Origin of the sequence: Kribbella antibiotica (genome assembly GCF_004349055.1) — a bacterium.
Lineage (GTDB): Bacteria > Actinomycetota > Actinomycetes > Propionibacteriales > Kribbellaceae > Kribbella > Kribbella antibiotica.
Window position 1 is genome coordinate 1 of the sequence record NZ_SMKX01000065.1, and the last position, 22,133, is coordinate 22,133.

The following is a 22,133-nucleotide window of genomic DNA, read 5'->3' on the forward strand; positions in this document are numbered from 1 at the left end:
GGCGGGGGTGGTGTGGGCGTGCCGGCATACGCAGGCAGTGACATCACTGCCAGCACTGTGCCGAGCGCCGCGAACCGCAGCCCCCGACGGTTCCCCAGAACCATCAGGCTCCCCATTGTCGTCTCGCCTCACGCGCGCAGGCCGGACGATGGCCCCCGCGCCTGCCCCAGCGTAGGCCGGGAACGGTCCGGACGGAAGAAAGCTGCCCGATAGTCACGTGACTGGCGTCACCCACTAAAGTCTGGAGTATGGCCTCGCACTTTGACGTTGTTGTCCTCGGCGCAGGTCCGGGTGGGTATGTCGCGGCGATCCGCGCGGCCCAGCTCGGACTCAAGACCGCCATCATCGAGAAGAAGTACTGGGGCGGTGTCTGCCTGAACGTGGGGTGTATCCCCTCCAAGGCGCTGCTGCGGAACGCGGAGCTCGCGCACATCTTCCGCACCGAGAAGAAGGCCTTCGGGATCAGCGGTGAGGTCAGCTTCGACTTCCCGACCGCCGTCCAGCGCAGCCGCAAGGTCGCCGACGGCCGGGTCAAGGGCGTCCACTTCCTGATGAAGAAGAACAGCATCACCGAGTTCGACGGCTGGGGCGCGTTCACCGACGCCAACACCATCGACGTGACGCTGAACGACGGTTCCTCGGAGACAGTGACCTTCGGCAACGTGATCATCGCCACCGGCGCCACCACCAAGCTGCTGCCGGGCACCCAGCTGTCCGACCGGGTCGTCACCTACGAAGAGCAGATCCTCACCGAGGAGCTGCCCGGCTCGATCGTCATCGCCGGTGCCGGCGCGATCGGTGTCGAGTTCGCCTACGTCCTGGCCAACTACGGCGTGAAGGTCACCATCGTCGAGTTCCTCGACCGCGTGGTCCCGCTGGAGGACCCCGAGGTGTCGAAGGAGCTCGCCCGCGCCTACAAGAAGCTCGGCGTCGAGATCCTCACCTCCACCCGGGTCGAGTCGATCGACGAGTCCGGCCCGCAGGTCAAGGTCACCGTGACCGGCAAGGACGGCGTACAGAAGGTCATCGAGGCCGACAAGGTCATGCAGGCGATCGGCTTCCAGCCGCGCGTCGACGGCTACGGACTGGACAAGACCGGCGTCCAGCTCACCGAGCGCGGCGCGATCGCCATCGACGGTCTCTGCAAGACCAACGTGCCGAACATCTTCGCCATCGGTGACGTCACCGCCAAGCTGATGCTCGCCCACGCCGCCGAGGCGATGGGTGTCATCGCCGCCGAGACGATCGCCGGCCACGAGACCATGGAGCTCGACTACGCCATGATCCCGCGCGCCACCTTCTGCCAGCCGCAGATCGCCAGCTTCGGCTACACCGAAGAGGAGGCGAAGAAGCTCGGCCACGACGTCAAGGTCGCCAAGTTCCCCTTCACCGCCAACGGCAAGGCTCACGGCCTCAACGACCCGAACGGTTTCGTCAAGGTCATCAGCGACGCCAAGTACGGCGAGTTGCTGGGCGCCCACCTGATCGGCCCCGAGGTCACCGAGCTCCTCCCCGAGCTCACCCTGGCCCAGAAGTGGGACCTCACCACCAAGGAACTGGCCCGCAACGTCCACGCCCACCCGACGCTGTCGGAAGCGCTGCAGGAAGCCTTCCACGGCCTCGAAGGCCACATGATCAACTTCTGATCGCTTCGACAGCCGCCGCGAACCTGGTTTGCGGCGGCTGTTCCATTCCCGCCCGCGGTGGTCACGATTAGGCCGCAAGTGGGGGCGCGTGCGGGACCGGGGGATGTAATGGCGGCGTGAGTTTTCCCGCACCCCCAGATCCGCGTGTGTTTCATGGGTACTCCGACGCGCCCAGCCATCCGGTCCTGATCACGGTCGGGTGGTGCGTGGCGGGTCTGGTCGGACTCGTCGGATGCTTCCCGCTGCTGACCGCGATGTCTCCGTCTGATCCCTGTTCGCCGTCGGCGATCGAGTGTGGGCCTGAGCCCATAACCTTCCTGGCGGTGGCTGCGGGACTCTTCACGCTTGCCCTTGTCGCGGGTGGGTGGTCGGTGTTCTGGCATCTCCGAGACGCGCAGTACCGCTTCCAGCCGCCACCGAACTGGCCGCCGGTACCGCCGGGGTGGCAGCCGCCGAGGGGGTGGACCCCGCCGTCCACGCTCCCCAGGGCACCCGAGGGCTGGAGGTTCTGGCGGCATCAGGCGTAATTCCTTCGCGATGCACCCGAGAGGGTTGCTAGCTTCTCGGCATGACGAGCAACGACGAGCTGATCCAAGCGGCGGTCGCCGTACTGAATCCGTATCAGGTGGGTGATCGCTGGTTCGGCGATGTCGCATCTGCACTCGTCACCAGCACCGGCCAGGTCCATGTCGGCGTCTGCATCGACACGACCAGCGGCACCGGCTTCTGCGCCGAGCACGCCGCAATCGCCGCCATGGTGACCGCCCGCGAGTACAAGATCGCGAAGATCGTCGCCGTCTGGCGAGGTGACGACGGCGTGCACGTCGTCTCCCCGTGTGGCCGCTGCCGCGAGTTCATCGGTCAGATCGACGAGTCCAACCTGGACACCGAGGTCATCCTCGGCCCCGACCAGACCTCCGCACTCCGCGACCTCCTCCCCGCCAACACCTGGCCCGGCCCACTGGTGCCGTAAGGACTGCAGGTGGTGCCTGGTACGGCGTACTTCCTGCGTGCGGGTGGGTCGAACGAGGCCGGCGGGGGTACTACCTGCAGTCGTTCGTGTCGCTCCGGCGTAGGTGGCGGGCGGCTAGGGCTGCGGTTAGCAGGAGCAGTACGGCGCTTGCTGCGGCGGACAGGTGGAAGGCGTCGGTGAACGCCTCGCGGGCAGCCGGGATGGCGAGGGCTTCGCGGGTTAGCGCGGCGGTGGGGCCAGCTTGGTGGCGGTAGGCGACTGTGATGAGGCTGCCGAGGAGGGCGATGCCTAGGGCACCGCCCAGCTGGGGAGCGGTGGAGGCGATGGCTGCCGCGGTTCCGGCGCGGTCGGCGGGGGCGGCGCCGATGATGAGGGTGGTCGCCAGCGTCATGGTGGGTGCGAGACCGAGCGAGATGATGATCGAGCCGGTGACGAGCAAGGCAAGCGGCCCGGTCGCCAGCAGTACGGCGAATCCCACGGCAGCGAGGATGAGTCCGGCGGCGATGACAGCGCCGGGCGGGATCCGCCGAGCCAGCCGCGGTGCAAGCAGCGACCCCGCGATGGTCCCGACGGCGGAGGGCGCTGTCCAGAGGCCCGCGGTCAGGGGGTCGAGTCCGTGGGCGAGCTGCAGGAACTGGGCGATGGCGTAGTTGACCGCCCAGAGCACGAAGATCGCCAGCGCGAGCGCGATCGACGCCGTACTGAAGACGCGGCTCCCGAACAGCCGCAGGTCGACCATCGGATCGGCCAGCCGACGCTGCCGCAGTACAAACACCGTACCCAGCACCAACCCAGCTGCGACCGCGACCACTGCAGCCCACGCGAACCCATCGGCGGCTAGCTGCTTGAGGCCGTAGACAATCGGAAGGATCGCGGCCAGCGACAGTACGGCGCTCAACGGATCGAGCCGCTTGCCACCAGGCGCGCGGTATTCGGGCAGCAGTCGCGGCCCGACGACGAGCAGCACGACCATGATCGGCACCCCGATCAGAAAGACGGCACCCCAGTGAAAGCTCTCGAGCAGCCAACCACCGACGAGCGGGCCGATCGCCGTACCGCCGGACACGCTCGCGACCACGATGCCGATCGCGACACCGCGTTGCGCAGGGCTCTTGAACATCGCGGCCACCAGCGCGATCACTGACGGCATCAGCGTCGAGCCGGCCACCCCCATCAGGGCTCGGGCCGCGATCAGCATGCCGGGGCTGGTCGCAAAGGCGGCGAGCACGGAAGCCACGCCGTACAGGGCTGCGCCTCCGAGCAACAGCCGGCGCCGGCCGATGCGGTCGCCGAGAGTGCCCATGGTGATCAGCGAACCGGCCAGCAGGAACGCGTAGATGTCGACGATCCAGAGCAGCTCTGCGCTGCTCGGATGCAGGTCCGCGGCAATGGACGGGAGGGCGAGATGGGTCACGGTCAGCTCGAGCGACGCGAGCAGAGCAGGCAGGGCCAGCACACCCAGCCCGACCCACTCCCGCCGCCCCGCCCGAGCAACCTCAACGTTGGTCGATGTCATGACCCCAAGGATCGAACCTCAACTAAAGTTGAGGTCAAGCCAGTACGGCGCGCAGTTTCGGATAGCCCGGCGCAAGGGCGCGGAGAATGTCAGCAGCCCGGGAGAATTGCCGCGAGGTCAGCGTGAATTGCAGACTGCCCAACTGACGGGCGAGATCCGCGGCCACGGTCGCGGCCTCGTGCTGGTCGATGGCGGCCAGCCAGATCGAGGCGTCGTTGAGCCGCCGTACGCCGGAAGGTCCCGCGAGACCGGCCAGATGACCGCGGATCCCGTCGTCCTCGGCGGCAAGCCGGTCGGCCATCTGTTCGACGGCTTGCTGCGAGTCGCGGGAGAGCCAGTCGCGGGCATATGGGAGGGAAGCGCGCAGAGCGTCCTCGACCGGCACCTGATGGTGGCGTTCGAAGTCGGTGCGGAGGATGTAAGAGCCTTCCACCGACGTGATTTCGTCGGCGCGCCAGGCTTCGAGGAATTGCGGAATCGGTAGCGTGGCATAGGGAAAACCGTCTGGATCATGGAAGACGACCACGTCGTCGGTGACCTCGGTGACCACGACCCAATGGTCCCCGCCAACAGCCTGGCCGGCCGACCACGGCTGGTGTGTGAGCAGGCCGATGTCGACCGGACCGACCAGGGCTGGACAGCTCGCGCGGAGCCGGGCCAGCGCTTCGTCAGCCGAACCACCCGAGGTGCGCGTGCAGGTCCAGCCGAGCAGGTCGATGGCCCGGTCGAGCCCCAGGTCGGGCTGCCAGCCGGGCGGGTCGAACCACGGCAGGCCGGTGTCTTCGACCTGGGCGCCGAATGGCGATCCGGTCAGCACCTCGATCGCGGTCATCGGTACGTCGCGAACCATCATCGCCAGCGAATTCGCATAACAATAGGCGCCGGACCCCACATAACTCGTCATGCAGTGATGCTGGCATTTTCGCAATTCGTTGTCACGGAAAGCGGTAGAACGTCTGCAGAGGTTCGCCGGGGTAGTGGATGTGGAGAGCCAGGCCGGGATAGGCCTCCGCGTCGATCGGGCTCCCCTCGGCGGTGGGCGGCTCGAAGGGGAGCGGGACGGTGGAGCGGATACCGGGAGCGCCGAGCACTGGGTGACCGGCAAAGGAAGTCACGACGGCGTTGTGCACGTGGCCGGTGAGGATCGCGGTGATGGGCTTGCCGGTCAGCACAGCCGCGAGCGGCTCCTGTGCACGCAGCGGCCACTGGTCCATCACGGGGTGATGCAGGTCGAGCGGCGGGTGATGCATCGCCACAAAGATCGGTCCGTCGAACGGCTCCGCCAGCACTCGGGACAGCCAGGCCAGCGAGTCGTCGGACAGGAAGCCGTAGTCCTCACCAGGCACACTCGTGTCGAGCAGCACGAAGCGCGCGCCGGCAACATCGCGCACCTGGTGGATCGGGTGGCCGTCACCGGGGGAGTCGAGATAGCTGGCGAGCCCGTTCCGCAGCGGCCCGGTCACATCGTGGTTGCCGGGCAGAACAAGCACCGGCAGATCCGTAGGCAGCTCGGCCGCGAGCTCGGCGTACTCGGCCGGGTCCCCATGGTCGGCCAGATCCCCACTGACCAGTACGACGTCCACCGGCGTACGGAACGCTTCCAGGTAGGCCGTAATCCGCCGCAGCCGATCCCGCGCGACGGCGGTCCCGTCGAGATGGGGGTCACTCAGGTGTGCGATGACGATCATCGCCCGACCCTAACCGCAGAACCCGGTCGGCAGATCGCCGCACGGCAGCAGTCCACCCCGCTCCAGCACCGGCCGCGCTGCACTCGACCGCAGGTAGTCCAGGAACGCCGCGGTGAGCGACTTCGCCTCGGGCGTCTTGTAGGTGTAGGCGTGCTCCACCTCCCAGAACCGGTACGACCGGTCTGCCACCTTCGCGGTGTCCGGAGCGACACCGTCGATCGCGGCGAGCGAGATCTGCGGATATTTCCGCGCGCTCCCCAGCTCGGCGTAACCGATCGCGCCGTCGATCTCGTTGACCCGAGTGAGCAACTCCTCCGTCGTGCCGACCTCGCAGCGGTGATACTTCGCGACCGCGTCGTCGTCGCGGGCACAGTTGTCGGACGAGATGCCGAGCTCCTGGTCCCCGGCCAGCACTTTCTCCCGGAACACCCGGCGCGACCCCGAGTCCGGCCCGACCCGGCTGACCATCCGGATCGGCAGGTCGCGACCGCCGAGCTGCTTCCAGTTGGTGAGCTTGCCGTTGTAGACGTCGCGCAGCTGGGTCGTGGTCAGCGCGGTGACCTCAGCGGAGCGGTTCACGGCCACGGCGAAGACAACGACCGCAACCGGCGAGCCGCGCAGCTCGGGAGCGCTCTCGGCCGGCCCGTCCGACATCGCGATCTGCTGACTCGCCTGTACGGCGTCCTTCGCCCCGAGCTCGGCCAGGCCACGAACCCCGCTGCGGCTGCCGTTCGCCGCGATCGTGATGTCGGCGCTCGTGCACTCGGCCGCGTAGGCGGTGCGCAGCTCGCGCATCGTCGGCTCCACCGCGGTCGAGCCGATGACGCGCAGCTGACCCGACGAGCAGTCCTTCGGCGGCTGCAGGACGTCAACGAGGAAGAACGCGACGAGCGCCCCGACCAGCACCATCGACAACGCACCGAACAGGAGCGTACGGCGACCAGGTCCACGCGGCCGCGGCTCGTGGTAGACCCCACCGCCGGTCGACCCACCAGCGAGGTACCCCGAGTGGCCGACGCCCTGTCCGGTGCCGGACAGCACGAGCAGGAACTTGAAATGGTCGCCCCGGTTGATGGCGATGCGCGGCAGCACCAACTTGCTGGTGTCGACGAAGTGCGCCGGCGACAAGCGCCGTTCGAGCATCTCACCGAGCGAGTGCGGATGCGCCTCGGTCACCTTGAGCCCGACGATCTTGCGATCGGGGAACGCGAACGCGATCTTCTCGTGCATGTCGTGCGGGTCGATGTCCATCCCGCCGGCGTTGTCCAGCCGCAGCAGCACGATGCTCGGGTCGGGCACCACCGCGCCCTGGTGGCGGACCTCGACGTCGACCATCCGCTGGGTCTGGCCGGCGTGCGGGTAGACCCCGATTCGAGCGTCCACCTGGACGCGGTAGACCAGCCGTTTGCGGCGCAGGACATACCGGTCGACCAGCCAGGCGACCGCCGTACCGATCAGTGCGACGGCCGCGATCACGGTTTCGAGATTGACGGACGCGAAACCAGAAAAGTCGAACAACGTGCCCCCACTTCAGCGAAGGCAGGACGCTACCGGCCCGCGGTGAACGGATGCTTACCGTGCAGTGACGTGCTGGTGGGCATCGATCGTCTCGGTCAGGACTGCCTTGAGAGGGGTGGCGGTGACGCCGAGGACGGCCTCGCTGTGGGTGGAATCGAGCAGGAAGGGGGCGCGGACGAGGTACTGCATCTCGAGGAGTTCGGCGGTGATCGGGTCCTGTGTACCGAGGCGCGCAAGCTCCACGAGGGTGAGCTCGGTGACTTGCGGCTCCGGCGCGCTCGCGAGCGCGGCCAGCTCAGCGCTCAGGGCGCGAACCGGCAGGGCGGAGACGGAGGGCACATGCCAGGCACGTCCCCAGGCGTCGTCGTGGCGAGCCGCGGCGATCATCGTGCGGGCGGCATCGTCGACGTACGTCCAGCTGTGCTCGACGTCGAGATCGGCCGGGTAGGACGTCGCGACTCCGGCCAGTACGGCGGGTACCACCAGCAGGTTGTAGACCGACATGGTGTCCGCACCGAGGAAATCGCTCCCGCGGACCTCGGTGACTCGGACCCGACCGGCCTCGTGTGCCGCCAGTGCGTCGGCCCACATCTGTGCCCGCACGGCGCCCTTCACCGTCGTCGGCGCCGACGGCTGGTCCTCAACAACCAGGCCGGTGACCGGGCCGTACGCGTAAACGTTGCCGAGCATCACGTAGTCCGCACCACTGCGCTCGGCCACGGTGAGCAGGGCAGCCGCGAGCGGCGGCCAGTCGGTCGGCCAACGGTCGTACGACGGCATCGCGCAGTTGTACAGCGTGGTTGCGCCGGCACTCAGGCTGGTGAGCCAGTCGACCGCTGTGGCATCTCCTGCGATCCGTTCGATGCCCGGATGTTCCGGGCCGGAGCCGCTCCGCGTGACGAGCTTGACGCGCTCACCACTGTCCGCGAGCAGTCGAGCCACAGCCCGCCCGGTACCGCCGGCTCCGACCACGACAGAGAAGGTCATTGCTATCTCCCGAAGAGTTGTTGGACCTCGACCGTACGAAGAAGTCAGCGGTCACGGACATGGCCGCGACGCTCAATGCCATATCCAGCCGTCTAAACTGACTAGGGTGGACGTGCTGAGCGACGTACTGACTGCCCTGCGGACCGGCCGGCCGCACGCGGCGCGAACTCAGGAGCAAGCTCCGTGGGGGATCCGCTTCCCGCCCAGCGACGGCGCCGGGTGTCATGTCCTGCTCGAAGGCTCGTGCTGGCTGCTTCCGGTGCGCGGTGAGCCGATCCAGCTGACCGTCGGTGATGTGGTGTTCGTTCCGCACGGCGCCGGCTACGCGTTGGCCGACCACCCCGACAGCCCGCTGACCGACTTCAGCTTCGACACCGCACCCGCTGCCGACGAGATCATCGACACGGGTCCCGCGATCAGGCTGCTCTGTGCGGCTTACTACTTCGACCGGTCGAGCAGCCATCCGCTGCTCGAAGAGCTGCCAGAGGTCGTGCACCTGTCCGGCCGGCATCCGTCTTTGCGGGCCGCCATCGAGCTCCTGTCCGACGAACTCACCGAGCCGCAGGCCGGCTCCTCCGCGATCTTGACCGGACTCGTCGACATGCTGCTGATGTTCGTACTCCGCGCCTGGTTCGCCGACGAGCGCGCCACCGACGGCTGGGCGACCGTACTGGCGGACCCGTCGCTGATGGCGGCGCTACGCGGCATCCACGGCACACCCCAGCACCCGTGGACGGTGGCCCAGCTCGCCGCGCTGTCCGGGATGTCGCGGGCGAGCTTCGCCAAGCGATTCACCGGCGCAGTCGGCCGGACGCCGCTCGGCTACCTGACCTGGTGGCGGATGACGCTGGCTGCTCGCGGCTTGCACTCGTCCGACGTACCGCTGCGCACCATCGCCGCCCAGACCGGATACGGCACGGAGTTCGCTCTCGCGAAAGCGTTCAAGCGTGAGTACGGCGTCGCACCGGGGGAGTACCGCCGTCGCCGGCTTACGGGGTGATGACGCGCCGGGGTTGGGCTTGGTTGGCGCGGCGGCGTCTGCGAGATTGGGCGGCATGGCTGAACAGGTTGATGTGGTCGTGATCGGGCTCGGTGTGGGCGGCGAGGAAGCCTCCGGGCGGCTGGCCCAGGCCGGCCTGAACGTGGTGGGGATCGAACCGCGGCTGGTCGGCGGCGAGTGCCCGTACTACGGGTGCATCCCGAGCAAGATGATGATCCGCGCCGCCAACCTGATCGCCGAGACGCGCCGGGTCGACGGCATGGCCGGTACGGCGACCGTCCAGCCCGACTGGGCTCCCGTGGCCAAGCGGATCCGCGACGAGGCGACCGACAACTGGAACGACCAGGTCGCGGTCGACCGGCTGGTGAACAAGGGCGTCACGTTCGTCCGCGAGCACGCGACGATCACCGGGCCGCGCAGCGTGAAGGCCGGCGACCGCGAGTTCGAGGCGTCGAAGGGCATCATCGTCGCGACCGGGACGGTGCCGCTGGTTCCGCCGATCGACGGTCTGGCCGGTACGCCGTACTGGACGAATCAGGACGCGGTGCGCGTCGAGACGTTGCCGGCCTCGCTGGTCGTCCTCGGCGGCGGCGCGATCGGGGTCGAGCTCACCCAGGTCTTCGCGCGCTTCGGCGTGCAGGTCACCGTGGTCGAGGGCGCCGAGCGCATCTTGTCGATGGAGGAGCCGGAGTCGGGCGATCTGGCCCGCGAGGCACTGGAGCGGGACGGCGTGACCGTCACCACCGGTGTGCACGCGTCGAAGGTCGCGCATGACGGCGACGAGTTCACGATCACGCTGGACGACGGCCGCACGGTGACCGGCGAGAAGTTGCTGGTGGCAACTGGTCGCCGGGTCGACATCAAGGGCCTCGGTCTCGACCAGGTTGGGCTGGACGCGGACGTCCGCCGGATCGAGGTCGACGAGCATGTCCGCGCCGGTGACGGTGTGTGGGCGATCGGTGACGTGACGGGGGTCGGCGCGTTCACCCACACGGCGATGTACCAGGCGAACATCGCGGTCCACGACATCCTCGGCACCCAGGACGCACCGCTGGCGCGCTACCACGCGATGCCGCGGGTCACCTTCACCGATCCGGAGATCGGCGCGGTCGGTCTGACCGAGAAGCAGGCCCGCGAGCAGGGCCTGAACGTCTCGACCGGGATCACGCAGATCCCGTCCTCGTCGCGCGGCTGGATCCACAAGGCCGGCAACGAGGGCTTCATCAAACTTGTCGTCGACACCGATCGCGGCGTACTGGTGGGTGCGACCAGCGCCGGGCCGACCGGTGGTGAGGTGCTCAGCGCGCTCGCGATCGCCGTGCATGCCGCCGTGCCTGTGCACTCTCTGCAACAGGTCATCTACGCATACCCGACGTTCCACCGTGCGATCGGTGATGCTCTCAAAGATTTGTCCTGAGTAATTTTCCCGGTGCTTGTTGCGATTCGATCGCAACAAGCCAAGAATGTCCGCGTGCATGTTCCTGATGGTTTCTTCGACGCTCCGACGTCCATCGCCACCGGCCTGATCGCGGCCGGTGCGGTCGGCTTCAGCCTCCAGCGCGCCAACCGCGAGATCCGCGAGACGGGTCCCGCGCTGGCGGGGCTGACGGCCGCGTTCGTGTTCGCGGTGCAGATGGTGAACTTCCCGGTCGGCGCCGGGACCAGCGGCCACCTGCTCGGTGGTGCGCTGGCGGCGGCGCTGGTCGGCCCGTGGACCGCCGTGCTGGTGATGTCCACGGTGCTGCTCGTTCAGGGTCTGCTGTTCGCCGACGGCGGGCTGACCGCGATCGGTACGAACATCACGCTGATGGGCCTGGTCACTGTTCTGGTCGGATATTTCGTCACCCGCGCGCTGCTGCAAGTGCTCCCGCGTCGGACAGGGAGCGTCGTACCGGCGGCGACAGTTGGCGCCCTCGTCTCCGTTCCGGTCGCAGCGCTGTGCTTCACGGGTCTGTACGCGATCGGCGGTGCGGTCGACATCCCGCTCGGCAAGCTCGCCACCGCGATGGTCGGCTGGCACATCCTGGTCGGGATCGGTGAGGCCGTGATCACCGCGGCCGTCCTCGGCGCGGTCGTCGCGACCCGCCCTGACCTCGTGTACGCCGCCCGCCACCTGCAGCAGGATCTAGTCCTGGTCGATGCCGACGGCAACACGTCCACCGTCTCCCCGGACAAACCGATCGCGGCCAAGCCTGCCGGTCGCTCGCTCGGCATCGGGGTCGCCGTCACGCTGATCGTTGCCGGCGGCGTCAGCTTGTTCGCGAGCGCGCACCCTGACGGACTTGAGTTCGTCGGCGCCAAGCTCGGGTTCGAGTCGGCGGCCAAGGGTTCGGCGGTCGCTGGGAGCCCGCTGGCCGATTACGGCGTCAGCGGGATCGGCAACGCGCAGGTCTCCGGTGCGCTGGCCGGAATCATCGGCGTACTCGTCACGATCGCGCTCGGCCTCGCCATCGCCAAGGTCGCGTCACTACGCAAGGCCTCGTGAGCGGCGACGGCCTACTGGTCCCGGTCGACAGCAAGGTCCACCGGATCCCGGCACAGGTCAAGATCGTCGCGCTCTTCGTCTTCGTCCTCGCCGTCGTCTCCACCCCGGCCGCACACTTCTGGGCCTTCGCCCTGTATGCCGTTCTGCTAGCCGCCGCGATCGTGGTTGCGAAACTCCCGCTCCCGGTGGTCTCCCGGCGACTGGCCGTGGAGACGCCGTTCATTGTGTTCGCGCTGCTGCTCCCGTTCGTCGCGACCGGCCCGACTTTCGACGTACTGGGGGTGCAGTTGTCGCAGTCCGGCGTACTAGGCGCTTGGAATGTGTTGGCCAAAGGCACCCTCGGCGTCATCGCCGCGATCCTGCTGTCCGCGACCACCGGTCCGCGTGAACTGCTCGCGGGTCTCGAGCGGCTGCGGCTCCCATCGACGCTGGTGGCGATCTTGTCGTTCATGGTCCGCTACCTGAACGTCGTCTCCGACGACCTGCACCGGATGCGGATCGCCCGGGAATCACGCGGGTACGTCGGCGGCCGAGCCGGGCACCTGAAGGCGGTGGCCGGGGGAGTGGGTGCACTGTTCGTCCGCAGCTTCGAGCGCGGTGAGCGGGTACACCTGGCGATGCAGTCGCGCGGCTACAACGGCCGGATGCCGCTGCTCGGCGAGGTCGGCGCGACGCGCGCGCAGTGGATCGAAGGCCTGACCATCTCCCTGGTCGCAGTGACCGTCGCGGTGGCCGCTAGGGTTGTCGGCTTGTGAGCGGTCCTGCGATTCATGTCGAGCGTCTTGTCTTCGCCTACCCGGACGGACGGCAGGCCCTGTACGGCGTCGATTTCACCGTCGAGCGCGGTGAGCGGGTCGCGCTGCTCGGCCCGAACGGCGCCGGGAAGACCACCCTTGTGCTCCATCTGAACGGCATCCTCGGCTCGGTCGCGGGCGGCTCCGGGAGCGGGCGGATCGAGATCGGCGGGACCGGTCTGCACCGCGAACACCTGCCGGTGATCCGCCGCAAGGTCGGACTGGTTTTCCAGGACCCGGACGATCAGCTGTTCATGCCGACCGTGCGCGATGACGTCGCCTTCGGCCCGGCCAACCTTGGTCTGCGCGGCGCCGAGCTCGAGGATCGGGTCCGCGAAGCGCTCGTCCAGGTCGGTATGCAGGACCATGCGGACCTCGCTCCGCATCACCTCTCGTACGGCCAGCGGCGCCGGGTCGCGGTCGCCACGGTGCTCGCGATGCGGCCCGAAGTTCTCGTACTGGATGAGCCCTCGAGCAACCTGGACCCGGCCAGCCGGCGCGAGCTCTCCGACATCCTGACCGGTCTCGACGTCACGCTGCTGATGATCACGCACGACCTGCCGTACGCGCTGCAGCTGTGTGAGCGCAGCCTGTTGATGGACGGCGGCCGGATCGTCGCCGACGGCCGGACCCGGGATCTGCTCGGTGATGCCGAGCTGATGAACGCGCACCGGCTCGAGCTTCCGTACGGGTTCGACCCGCTGTCGGTCCCCGGCCCGGAAGGCCGCTGACCTACTTCAGAAATACCTCGGTAGTTTCTTACCAAGACCTTGTCTGTTACCCGCGAGTCGGCCATCGTGACTTTCAGTACTTCTGTCACCACCCCTCGCACACAAGGCGGTCCGCCCATGAAGACCATCGCCAGTGTTCTGTCCGCCGCGGCCCTCGGCGCCGTGACGCTGCTCAGCCCCGGTGTCGCCCACGCCGCGGTGAACTACGTCGCCCTCGGCGACTCCTACGCTTCCGGCGTCGGCACCCGCAGCTACATCTCCAGCAGCGGCAACTGCCAGCGCTCGACCAAGGCCTACCCGTATCTGGATGCCACCCGGCTCGGCGCGAACCTGACCTTCGTCGCCTGCTCCGGAGCCCGCGTCGCCGACGTCACCGCCAACCAGCTCAGCGCCGTGACGAGCGCCGCCAACCGCATCACCGTCCAGGTCGGCGGCAACGACGCCGGCTTCTCCTCGGTCATCACCGAGTGCGCCAAACCCGCCTGGCTCGGCGACTGCACGACCGCCATCAACAACGCCCAGGCGACGATCAACAACGCCATACCGGGCCGCTTGAACGGCCTCTATGCCGCGATCCGCAGCCGCGCAGCCTCGGCCAAGGTCATCGTCGTCGGCTACCCCCGCCTGTTCAACGGCACCGACTGCAACGCCGGCACCTTCTTCAGCCCCGCCGAAATGACCCGCCTCAACGAGACGGCCGACCTCCTCAACAACAAGATCTCCGTCGCCGCGAACGCCGCCGGCTTCTCCTTCGCCAACCCCACCTCGGCGTTCACCGGCCACTCCGTCTGCGGCAGCCCCGAGTGGATCAACGGCCTCTCCAACCCCGTCAGCGAGTCCTACCACCCCAACACCACCGGCCAAGCCGCCTACGCCAACCTCGTAGCCCCCGCCCTGAAGTAGCTCCACCCCTCATCCCCGCCGTACCCAAAGAGCAGCCACCCAACTCCCGAGCGCCCGCCCCACCTTTGAGCGCCCGCTGCATCTTTGGGTACCCACCAACCACGCAGCGCCCTCGGAAATGGTTGGTGGCTACACAAAGTTGGCACTCGCGCCCAAAGAGCAGCCTGCCAACTCCCGAGCGCTCGCCTCATTCCCGAGCGGCCGCCCAACTCCCGAGCACCCGCCCCACCTTTGGGTGCGCGCCGCATCTTTGGGCGCCCGCTGCATCTTTGGGTACCCACCAACCACGCAGCGCCCTTGGAAATGGTTGGTGGGTACTCAAGGTCGGCCGTCGTGCCCAAAGAGCAGCCGACCCACCTTTGGGGGGCGCAGCGGATCTTTGGGCACGCAGCGCGTCTTTGGGTAGCCACCAACCACGTAGGGCGCTCAGAAATGGTTGGTGGGTGCTCAAAGTGGGGGTTCGTGCACAAGGAGCAGCCGACCCACCTTTGGCGCGGTTGGGGGAGGGGGAAATGGTTGGTGGGTGCTCAAGGCATCGCCGTACGGCGGGTTAGTCCGCTCGGATGTAGTCGCGCAGGTGGTTGGCGGTGAGCGTGGGGCTGCTTTCGACCAGGTCGGCGGGGGTTCCGGTGAAGACGACTTGGCCGCCGTCGTGGCCGGCGCCCGGGCCGATGTCGATGAGCCAGTCGGCGTGCGCCATCACGGCCTGGTGGTGCTCGATGACGATGACGGTGTTGCCGTCCTCGACGAGCTTGTCGAGCATCGTGAGCAGCGCGTCGACGTCGGCCAGGTGCAACCCGGTCGTCGGCTCGTCGAGGATGTAGATCGAGCCGTTCTTGCCCATGTTGATCGCCAACTTGAGCCGCTGCCGCTCGCCACCGGACAGTGTCGTGAGCGGCTGCCCGAGCCCGATGTAACCCAGCCCGACCGACGACAACCGATCCAGAATAAGACGCGCTGACCCCTTCGCGAAGAACTCGCGCGCCTCGGTGACCGTCATCCGCAGTACCTCGCTGATGTTCTTCCCGCGCAGCTTGTACGCGAGCACCTCGGCCGTGAACCGCGCCCCGTCGCAGACCTCGCAGATCGACCCGACCTCGCCCATCATCGCCAGATCGGTGTAGACCAGCCCGATCCCCTTGCACGACGGGCACGCGCCGACCGAGTTCGCGCTGAACAACCCCGGCTTCACGCCGTTCGCCTTCGCGAACTCCGCCCGGATCGGATCCAGCAACCCCGTGTACGTCGCCGGGTTGCTCCGCTTCGACCCGCGAATCGGCTCCTGACCAGCCACGATGACGCCCGGCCGACCAGCCAGCGACCCGTGGATCAACGAGCTCTTGCCCGACCCCGCCACCCCGGTGACCACGGTCAGCACACCCAGCGGGACCTCCACGCTCACATCACGCAGGTTGTGCAGGTTCGCGTTCTTGATCGACAGCTGCCCAGTAGGACGCCGTACGTCGTCTCGCACCGAGACTCGATGGTCGAGATAGCGACCGGTCAGTGTGCCGGACTTCTTCAGCCCCTCGAGGTCGCCGGCATAGCAAAGCCGTCCACCCGACAGGCCCGCCCCCGGACCGAGATCGACCACGTGATCGGCGATCCGGATCGTCTCCGGCTTGTGCTCGACGACCAGGACGGTGTTGCCCTTGTCGCGGAGCTGGATCAGCAGATCGTTCATCCGCTGAATGTCGTGCGGGTGCAGCCCGACCGTCGGCTCGTCGAAGACATAGGTGACATCGCTCAGGCTGGATCCGAGGTGCCGGACCAGCTTCACCCGCTGCGCCTCGCCGCCGGACAGCGTCCCCGACTCCCGATCAAGGCTCAAATAGCCCAGCCCGATCATGACCATCGAGTCGAGCGTGTGCCGCAACCCTTCGAGCATCGGTCCGACGTCCGTGTTCTCGACCCCGGCGACAAACGAAGCCAGGTCGCTGATCTGCATCGCCGAGCACTCGCCGATCGACCGCCCGTTGAGCGTGACGGAGCGCGCCGCCTTGTTCAGCCGGGCGCCACCGCAGTCCGTGCAGAGGTCCTGCTTCACCGCCCGCTCGGCGAAAGCGCGCGCCTGGCTCTGCATGGCGTCGATGTCCTTGCCGATGAACTGGCGCCGGATCTTCGCCGCCAAACCCTCGAACGTGATCGAGTGCTTGCCGATCTTGATCTTCGTCGGCTCCTGGTGCAGGAATTGCTGCCAGGCCTCGTCCGGGTAGTCACACAGCGGAAGGTCGGGATCGAACAGCCCGGACTTGGCGAAGGCCTGCCACCACCACGTCTCGACCGCATACCCCGGAGCCGTGATCGCGCCCTGATTCAGGCTCAGCGAGCGGTCGACCAGCTCGTCGATGGCGAGCTCGGTGGTCCGCCCGAGCCCCTCACAGGCCGGGCACATCCCCTCGGCGCGGTTGAAGCTGAACACCGACGGCGGCCCGACGTACGGCGTACCGGCGCGGCTGAAGAGGACTCGCAGCATGGTGTGCGCGTCGGTCGCGGTGCCGACTGTCGAGCGCGAGTTCGCGCCGATCCGCTCCTGGTCGACGACAATGGCAGCGGACAGGTTGCGCAGTGCGTCCACGTCCGGCCGGGCCAGGCTCGGCATGAAGTTCTGGATGAACGCGGTATAGGTCTCGTTGATGAGTCGCTGGGATTCGGCGGCGATGGTGTCGAACACGAGTGACGACTTCCCGGAACCGGAGACTCCGGTGAACACGGTCAGGCGGCGTTTGGGGATGTCGAGGGAGACCCCGGCGAGATTGTTTTCACGGGCACCACGGACTTCGATCACGTCATGGCTGTCAGCAAGCATCCTTCAATCCTGTCATTGAACCGACGATGAAGACTTTTATCGAAATACCTTCGCGCAGCCGGGCCGAGAAGTTTCGACACACTGTGAAGGATGGGAAGATGTCCGGCATGCGTGCCACCGTGAAAGACGTCGCGAAACTGGCCGGGGTGTCCCCGAAGACGGTCTCCAATGTCATCAACGGTGTGGTGTTCGTGCGCCCCGAGACCCGGGCCCGCGTCGAACAGGCGCTGAGCGAGCTCGACTACGTGCCGAACATGAGCGCCCGCGGCCTGCGCAACGGCCGCACCGGCATGATCGCCCTGGCCCTGCCCGACCTGCTCCGGCCGTACTCGGCCGAGATCGTCCACCTGGTCGTCGAGCTCGCCCATGAGCGCGGCTGGGGCGTGCAGATCGAGCAGACCGCGTCCGAGCCCACGCGGGAATTCGAGCTCCTGTCAAAGGCCCGCGCGTACCTCGTCGACGGTCTGATCCTGAACCCCGTGAACCTGGACGACAGCGCCGTACTGTCGGCCGGCCCGTTGCCGCCGCTCGTCCTGATCGGTGACGTCGACCAGGATCTGGTGAGCCAGGTCGCGATCGACAATGCCGCCGCGGCGCGCGACATGACCCGGCACCTGATCGCGAGAGGCTGCCGCCGGATCGCAGCCGTCGGTACGCCGGAAATCCCGCGCGGTTCGAGTGGAGCCGGCGTCCTGGGCGGCGTCGCCGGAGCCCCCGGTACGGCGGCCTCCCGCCTCCGGACCGCTGGTTATCGCGAGGCCCTGGCCGAGGCGGGTATCCCGAACGACCCGGCTCTCGAGATCGGGCTCGACCGCTGGCGTCCGGAGGGCGCAGCGACGGTGGTGGGCAAGTACCTGGCCGACCATGAGCTGCCCGACGCGTTCTTCTGCTTCACCGACACCCTCGCCTCCGGTGCGCTGTCAGCGCTCTGGGCGGCCGGGGTCGCCGTACCGGGGCAGACGCTGGTTGCCGGGTTCGACAACGTGCTGGAGAGCCAGTTCATGATCCCGCCGCTGACCACGGTCGACTTCGACCGGCGCGCGTTCGTGGCGGCAGCGCTCGAGCTGCTCGAGGAGCGGATGGCGGACAAAAACACCGCACCGCGCCGCGTGATCGTCCCGCACCGGGTGATCGAGCGGGTCAGCACCACCCGCTGAACCACTCGCCGTTCAACACATTCCGGCAAAACCAAACACAAACACTTGTCAACAGATTCCAACGATGTAATCATCCAGGGGCCCTGCGAAGGAGACACTGATGAGCGCGTTGGACAAGCCCTTTTTGGACAAGCACCTTTCCCGGCGCCGGTTGCTCGGGACGGCGGCAGCGGTCGCCGGTGGCGGCGTACTGCTGGGATGCGCACCGGGAGCATCCCGGTCCGCCGCCGACCTCAGCTACTGGCACCTGATGACCGGTGGCGACGGGATCGTGATGGCCGGCCTGGTGGACGCCGTCAACGCCCAGCACCTCGGCTTCTCGGCGACCCAGACCGTGCTGGCCTGGGGTCCGCCGTACTACACGAAACTCGCGATGGCCTCAGCCGGCGGCCGCGCGCCCGACCTCGCGATCATGCATGCGTCGCGGATCGCGGGCTATGCGCCCGGCGGGCTGCTCGAGCCATGGGATCTCGACCTGCTGGCCGAGGTCGGGGTGCGTGAAAGCGACTTCCCGCCGCTGGTCTGGCAGAAGGGCCTGTACGACGGGAAGCTGTACTCGATCGCCCTCGACACCCACCCGTTCGTGCTCTACTACAACACCGAGCACGCCGAGAAGGCTGGTGTCACCGACGACCTGCATTCGCTGAAGTCGACCGAGGCGTTCACCGAGGTCGCGCGCAAGCTGCAGCAGGTCACCGGCAAACACGGACTCTCGTACGGCTATCTCGGCGACGGCTCGCAGATGTGGCGGTTGTTCTACACGTTCTACCGCCAGCAGAACGCCGAGATGAAGCTGATCCCCGGCCAGAAGGCCCAAGTCGACGAGGCCGCTGCGGTGAAGGCGCTCAAGTTCGTGCAGTCCCTGCTCGACGACACGATCGCCTCCAAAGCCGGCGACGGCGGTACGGCGACCAGTGAGTTCCTGCACGCGGAGAGCGGGCTGCTGTTCGGCGGGGTCTGGGAGCTGCCTTCGATCAAGGATGCGAAGCTGCCGTTCGACGCGATCCCCATTCCAACGTTGTTCGGGACCGAGGCGGCGTACGCGGACTCGCACACGTTCGTGCTGCCGCGGCAGTCGAAGGCCGATCCGGAACGACGCCGGCACACGTACCAACTGGTCGCCGAGATCCTCAAGCGCTCGGTGAAATGGGCAGGCGCCGGCCACATCCCGGCGTACCAGCCGGTCGTGAAGAGCTCGGAGTACCAGGCGCTCAAGCCGCAATCGAACTATGCCGGCATCCCGGACTACGTGAACTACGACCCGGATGCGTGGTTCGGCGGGGCGGGCAGCGACTTCCACCGGTACTTCGCCGAGAACGTCCAGAACGTGTTCCTCGGCAGCGGGGATCCCGCCGCCGGGTTCGAAGGTTTCGTGAAGCGGCTGAACGTGCTGCTCGACCGTCCGCAGCCGCTGTGAAGGGGGCCGTCGCTGTGAAAGGCGTTCAGAAGTTGTCCAATCGGCGTGGAGAGACCTTCACCGGCTGGGCGTTCGCGGCGCCGTTCGCCGTACTGTTCGTCCTGTTTCTCGTCGTGCCTGCGATCTACGGCCTCTACCTCAGTTTCACGGGGGAGACGCTGACTGGTTCCGGCGGCGAACTACTCGGCTTTGCGAACTACACCGAGGCGCTGACCGATCCGGACATGTGGCGATCGCTCGGCAACACCTTGTGGTTCACGGTGCTGAGCACGGTCCCGCTGGTCGTGCTGTCGCTCGCGTTCGCGCTGCTGGTGAACCTCGGCCTGCCGGGACGCTGGCTGTGGCGGCTGTCGTTCTTCCTGCCGTACTTGCTCGCCTCGACGGTCGTGGTGATGTTCTGGTCCTGGATGTACAACCCGAAGCTGGGCCTCATCAACGGAGTGCTGGCCGAGGTCGGGATCGGGCCGGTCGCCTGGCTGCAGGATCCGAAAGTTGCGATGATCTCCGTGGTCGTCACCACGTTGTGGTGGACGATCGGCTTCAACTTCCTGCTCTATCTGGCGGCCTTGCAGAACATCCCGGAGCAGCAGTTCGAGGCGGCCGCGATCGACGGCGCCGGCAAGTGGCGGCAACTGTTCTCGATCGTGATCCCGCAGCTGGCGCCGACCACCACGCTGATCCTGACGCTGCAGGTACTCGCGTCGCTGAAGGTCTTCGACCAGATCTACATGCTGACCAACGGCGGCCCGGCCGGGTCGACCCGCTCGATCGTGCAGTACATCTACGAGTCCGGCTTCACCGGCTACCGCTTCGGTTACTCGTCAGCGATCTCGTACCTGTTCTTCGCGATCATCGTGCTGGTGTCGCTCGCGCAGTACAAACTGATCAACCGCAGGAGCGCCGCATGACTTCATACGCTTTGTCGCGCGGTATCAAGCAAGGACACAAGCCGGGTCGCAAGCCAGGCGAGAACCCTTGGAGTATCTCGCGGATGGTTGCCCTGCTGGTCCTGGCGTTCCTGGCCGCGACCTGGCTGGTTCCGTTCGCGTGGTCGGTGCTGACGTCGCTGAAGAGTGAAGCGGACGCCGGCGCCTCCTCGCTCAGTGTGAATCCGCCAGACGGGCTCGGCTTCGATGCTTATCGCAAGGTGCTGGCGGCCGGCGACATCCCGGCCTGGGCGTGGAACAGCCTGCTCACCTCGGTCGCGATCACGCTGCTGACTGTCGCCACTTCGGCCTTGGCTGGTTATGCCTTCTCCCGCATTTCCTTCCGGGGCAGGCGCTGGCTGTACGTTGCGATCATTGCCGCGATCATCATTCCGCCGCAGCTGCTGATCGTGCCGCTGTTCCGGCAGATGCTGTCGTTCAACCTGGTCGACACCTACTGGGGCATCATCTTGCCGCAGGCGTTCGCTCCCGCGATGGTGCTGATTCTGAAACGGTTCTTCGACCAGATCCCGGTGGAGCTGGAAGATGCGGCCCGGGTGGACGGTGCGAACCGGTTGCGGGTGTTCTGGTCGATCGTGTTGCCCTTGTCACGCCCGATCCTGGCGGCGGTCGCGATCTTCGTGTTCATCGGTGCGTGGAACAACTTCCTGTGGCCGTTCATCGTCACCACCGATGCTGATCTGATGACGCTGCCGGTCGGTCTGCAGACGGTGAAGAGCGCGTACGGCCTGCAGTACGCGCAGAACATGGCCTCGGCGATCCTGGCCGCGTTACCGCTCGTGGTGGTCTTCCTGTTCTTCCAGCGCCAGATCATCAAGGGCATCGCCACTACAGGATTCGGCGGCCAGTAACACGATTGCGCAACCTTTGCATGATGGCGCAGCTTGACGCGGGAGTGGACAACGGTTCCGGAACGCGGGATTCCTGAACTCATCCCTTGAAAACCTCGTCACTCTCAGCAAGGCTTCAAGGATCACTTCCGCGTCGTTTCCGGGTGCGGACAGGACGGGGGAGTGTGCGGTCGCATGGAGTCATGTGGTCGCGCAACCTGTCACTCGGGGGTTGTAACGACAAGAAGGGGGACGCGTGTCAGCGATGACAAGGCTCGCCGAGCAGTGCCGTGATGTGAGGAGTCACGGCAACGGAGGTCTCGGACGGGCTTCGATCCAACCAGCGGTCTGCACCGGCATCCACGAGGTGAACTCGTCGATCCCGTCGGTGCATCCGCGACGCGTGGCGGTACTCAGGCTGAGTAGTGGCCTGACCACCACACTGCGGCTCGGCAAAGGCGCCACGGCGCCGGAGCGAGGCGCCACCGTGTTCGTCCAGGGTGGCCGGGGGATGGGCGATCAGCCCGCCTCAGGTGGGGTCATCCTCGCGTCGGTCCACCCAAGCTGAACACAGGTGTCCAGCTGAACACTGTGTCTAACTGAACCAGGGCCATTCAATGGGCTGAATCAGTGACTCGCCGGTCTCAGGTCCCAACGCCGAGCTGAGGCCGGCAAGTCCCTGCCGAAGGTCCAGATTGCTTGTCCATCCAGATCCCTTGTCCATAAGGCAAT

19 protein-coding genes are annotated in these 22,133 nt (G+C 67.1%); 13 read left to right on the forward strand and 6 right to left on the reverse strand.

The window, feature by feature from the left end; translation table 11 throughout:
- Positions 1-248 precede the first annotated feature (248 nt).
- A complete protein-coding gene (gene lpdA, locus E1263_RS21910; protein WP_132170295.1) occupies positions 249-1,646 on the forward strand; it encodes a dihydrolipoyl dehydrogenase in 1,398 nt (465 codons plus the stop codon).
- A 568-nt stretch (positions 1,647-2,214) separates the two neighbouring features.
- The gene (locus E1263_RS21915; protein ID WP_132170297.1) at positions 2,215-2,619 is read left to right on the forward strand and encodes a cytidine deaminase family protein; all 405 of its coding nucleotides are present in this window, start codon (positions 2,215-2,217) and stop codon (positions 2,617-2,619) included.
- A 70-nt stretch (positions 2,620-2,689) separates the two neighbouring features.
- Here E1263_RS21915 and E1263_RS21920 read toward each other — a convergent pair whose 3' ends face one another.
- From E1263_RS21920 to E1263_RS21940, 5 genes are read right to left on the reverse strand one after another with little or no spacing between them, the layout of a single operon-like run.
- Entirely contained in the window at positions 2,690-4,147 is a 1,458-nt protein-coding gene (locus tag E1263_RS21920; protein ID WP_420323389.1) for an MFS transporter, read from the reverse strand.
- 22 nt (positions 4,148-4,169) lie between these two features.
- Positions 4,170-5,039 (reverse strand): hypothetical protein, encoded by an 870-nt coding sequence (locus E1263_RS21925; RefSeq protein ID WP_132170301.1) that lies wholly within the window; start codon positions 5,037-5,039, stop codon positions 4,170-4,172.
- 31 nt (positions 5,040-5,070) lie between these two features.
- Positions 5,071-5,823 (reverse strand): metallophosphoesterase, encoded by a 753-nt coding sequence (locus E1263_RS21930; protein ID WP_132170303.1) that lies wholly within the window; start codon positions 5,821-5,823, stop codon positions 5,071-5,073.
- Between the two features lie 9 nt (positions 5,824-5,832).
- Positions 5,833-7,341: a PstS family phosphate ABC transporter substrate-binding protein gene (locus E1263_RS21935; protein WP_132170305.1), complete on the reverse strand. Its 1,509-nt coding sequence runs from the start codon at positions 7,339-7,341 to the stop codon at positions 5,833-5,835.
- A 54-nt stretch (positions 7,342-7,395) separates the two neighbouring features.
- Complete coding sequence (locus tag E1263_RS21940; RefSeq protein ID WP_132170307.1) at positions 7,396-8,328, reverse strand: NAD-dependent epimerase/dehydratase family protein; 933 nt, start codon at positions 8,326-8,328, stop codon at positions 7,396-7,398.
- Between the two features lie 106 nt (positions 8,329-8,434).
- Here E1263_RS21940 and E1263_RS21945 point away from each other — a divergent pair, with 106 nt between their 5' ends.
- The 6 genes from E1263_RS21945 to E1263_RS21970 all read left to right on the forward strand — a co-directional run bounded on the left by E1263_RS21945 (position 8,435) and on the right by E1263_RS21970 (position 14,241).
- Positions 8,435-9,328 (forward strand): AraC family transcriptional regulator, encoded by an 894-nt coding sequence (locus tag E1263_RS21945; protein ID WP_132170309.1) that lies wholly within the window; start codon positions 8,435-8,437, stop codon positions 9,326-9,328.
- Positions 9,329-9,383: 55 nt separating this feature from the next.
- The gene (locus tag E1263_RS21950; RefSeq protein ID WP_132170311.1) at positions 9,384-10,745 is read left to right on the forward strand and encodes a dihydrolipoyl dehydrogenase family protein; all 1,362 of its coding nucleotides are present in this window, start codon (positions 9,384-9,386) and stop codon (positions 10,743-10,745) included.
- Between the two features lie 54 nt (positions 10,746-10,799).
- On the forward strand, positions 10,800-11,813 hold the full coding sequence (locus tag E1263_RS21955; protein WP_132170313.1) for an energy-coupling factor ABC transporter permease: 1,014 nt from the start codon (positions 10,800-10,802) through the stop codon (positions 11,811-11,813).
- The gene (cbiQ, locus tag E1263_RS21960) at positions 11,810-12,568 is read left to right on the forward strand and encodes a cobalt ECF transporter T component CbiQ (protein WP_132170315.1); all 759 of its coding nucleotides are present in this window, start codon (positions 11,810-11,812) and stop codon (positions 12,566-12,568) included. Before E1263_RS21955 ends, cbiQ begins: the two co-directional genes overlap by 4 nt.
- Complete coding sequence (locus E1263_RS21965; RefSeq protein ID WP_132170317.1) at positions 12,565-13,338, forward strand: energy-coupling factor ABC transporter ATP-binding protein; 774 nt, start codon at positions 12,565-12,567, stop codon at positions 13,336-13,338. The genes cbiQ and E1263_RS21965 overlap by 4 nt, the downstream gene beginning before the upstream one ends.
- A 117-nt stretch (positions 13,339-13,455) precedes the next feature.
- Positions 13,456-14,241 carry an SGNH/GDSL hydrolase family protein gene (locus E1263_RS21970; RefSeq protein ID WP_132170319.1) on the forward strand — a complete coding sequence of 262 codons (786 nt, stop codon included), beginning with the start codon at positions 13,456-13,458 and terminating at the stop codon, positions 14,239-14,241.
- Positions 14,242-14,791: 550 nt separating this feature from the next.
- On the opposite strand, the gene E1263_RS21975 is transcribed toward E1263_RS21970, so the two are convergent.
- The gene (locus E1263_RS21975; RefSeq protein ID WP_132170321.1) at positions 14,792-17,050 is read right to left on the reverse strand and encodes an ATP-binding cassette domain-containing protein; all 2,259 of its coding nucleotides are present in this window, start codon (positions 17,048-17,050) and stop codon (positions 14,792-14,794) included.
- A 98-nt stretch (positions 17,051-17,148) separates the two neighbouring features.
- On the opposite strand from E1263_RS21975, the gene E1263_RS21980 reads away from it, so the two are divergent.
- The 5 genes from E1263_RS21980 (at position 17,149) to E1263_RS22000 (ending at position 21,969) form a co-directional block, all read left to right on the forward strand.
- Entirely contained in the window at positions 17,149-18,207 is a 1,059-nt protein-coding gene (locus tag E1263_RS21980; RefSeq protein WP_238161396.1) for a LacI family DNA-binding transcriptional regulator, read from the forward strand.
- A gap of 100 nt (positions 18,208-18,307) precedes the next feature.
- The gene (locus tag E1263_RS21985; protein ID WP_132170323.1) at positions 18,308-19,624 is read left to right on the forward strand and encodes an extracellular solute-binding protein; all 1,317 of its coding nucleotides are present in this window, start codon (positions 18,308-18,310) and stop codon (positions 19,622-19,624) included.
- Positions 19,625-19,656: 32 nt separating this feature from the next.
- On the forward strand, positions 19,657-20,532 hold the full coding sequence (locus E1263_RS21990) for a carbohydrate ABC transporter permease (protein ID WP_238161398.1): 876 nt from the start codon (positions 19,657-19,659) through the stop codon (positions 20,530-20,532).
- Complete coding sequence (locus tag E1263_RS21995; protein ID WP_132170327.1) at positions 20,529-21,422, forward strand: carbohydrate ABC transporter permease; 894 nt, start codon at positions 20,529-20,531, stop codon at positions 21,420-21,422. The genes E1263_RS21990 and E1263_RS21995 overlap by 4 nt, the downstream gene beginning before the upstream one ends.
- Positions 21,423-21,657: 235 nt before the next feature.
- On the forward strand, positions 21,658-21,969 hold the full coding sequence (locus E1263_RS22000) for a hypothetical protein (RefSeq protein ID WP_132170329.1): 312 nt from the start codon (positions 21,658-21,660) through the stop codon (positions 21,967-21,969).
- Positions 21,970-22,133 lie beyond the last annotated feature (164 nt).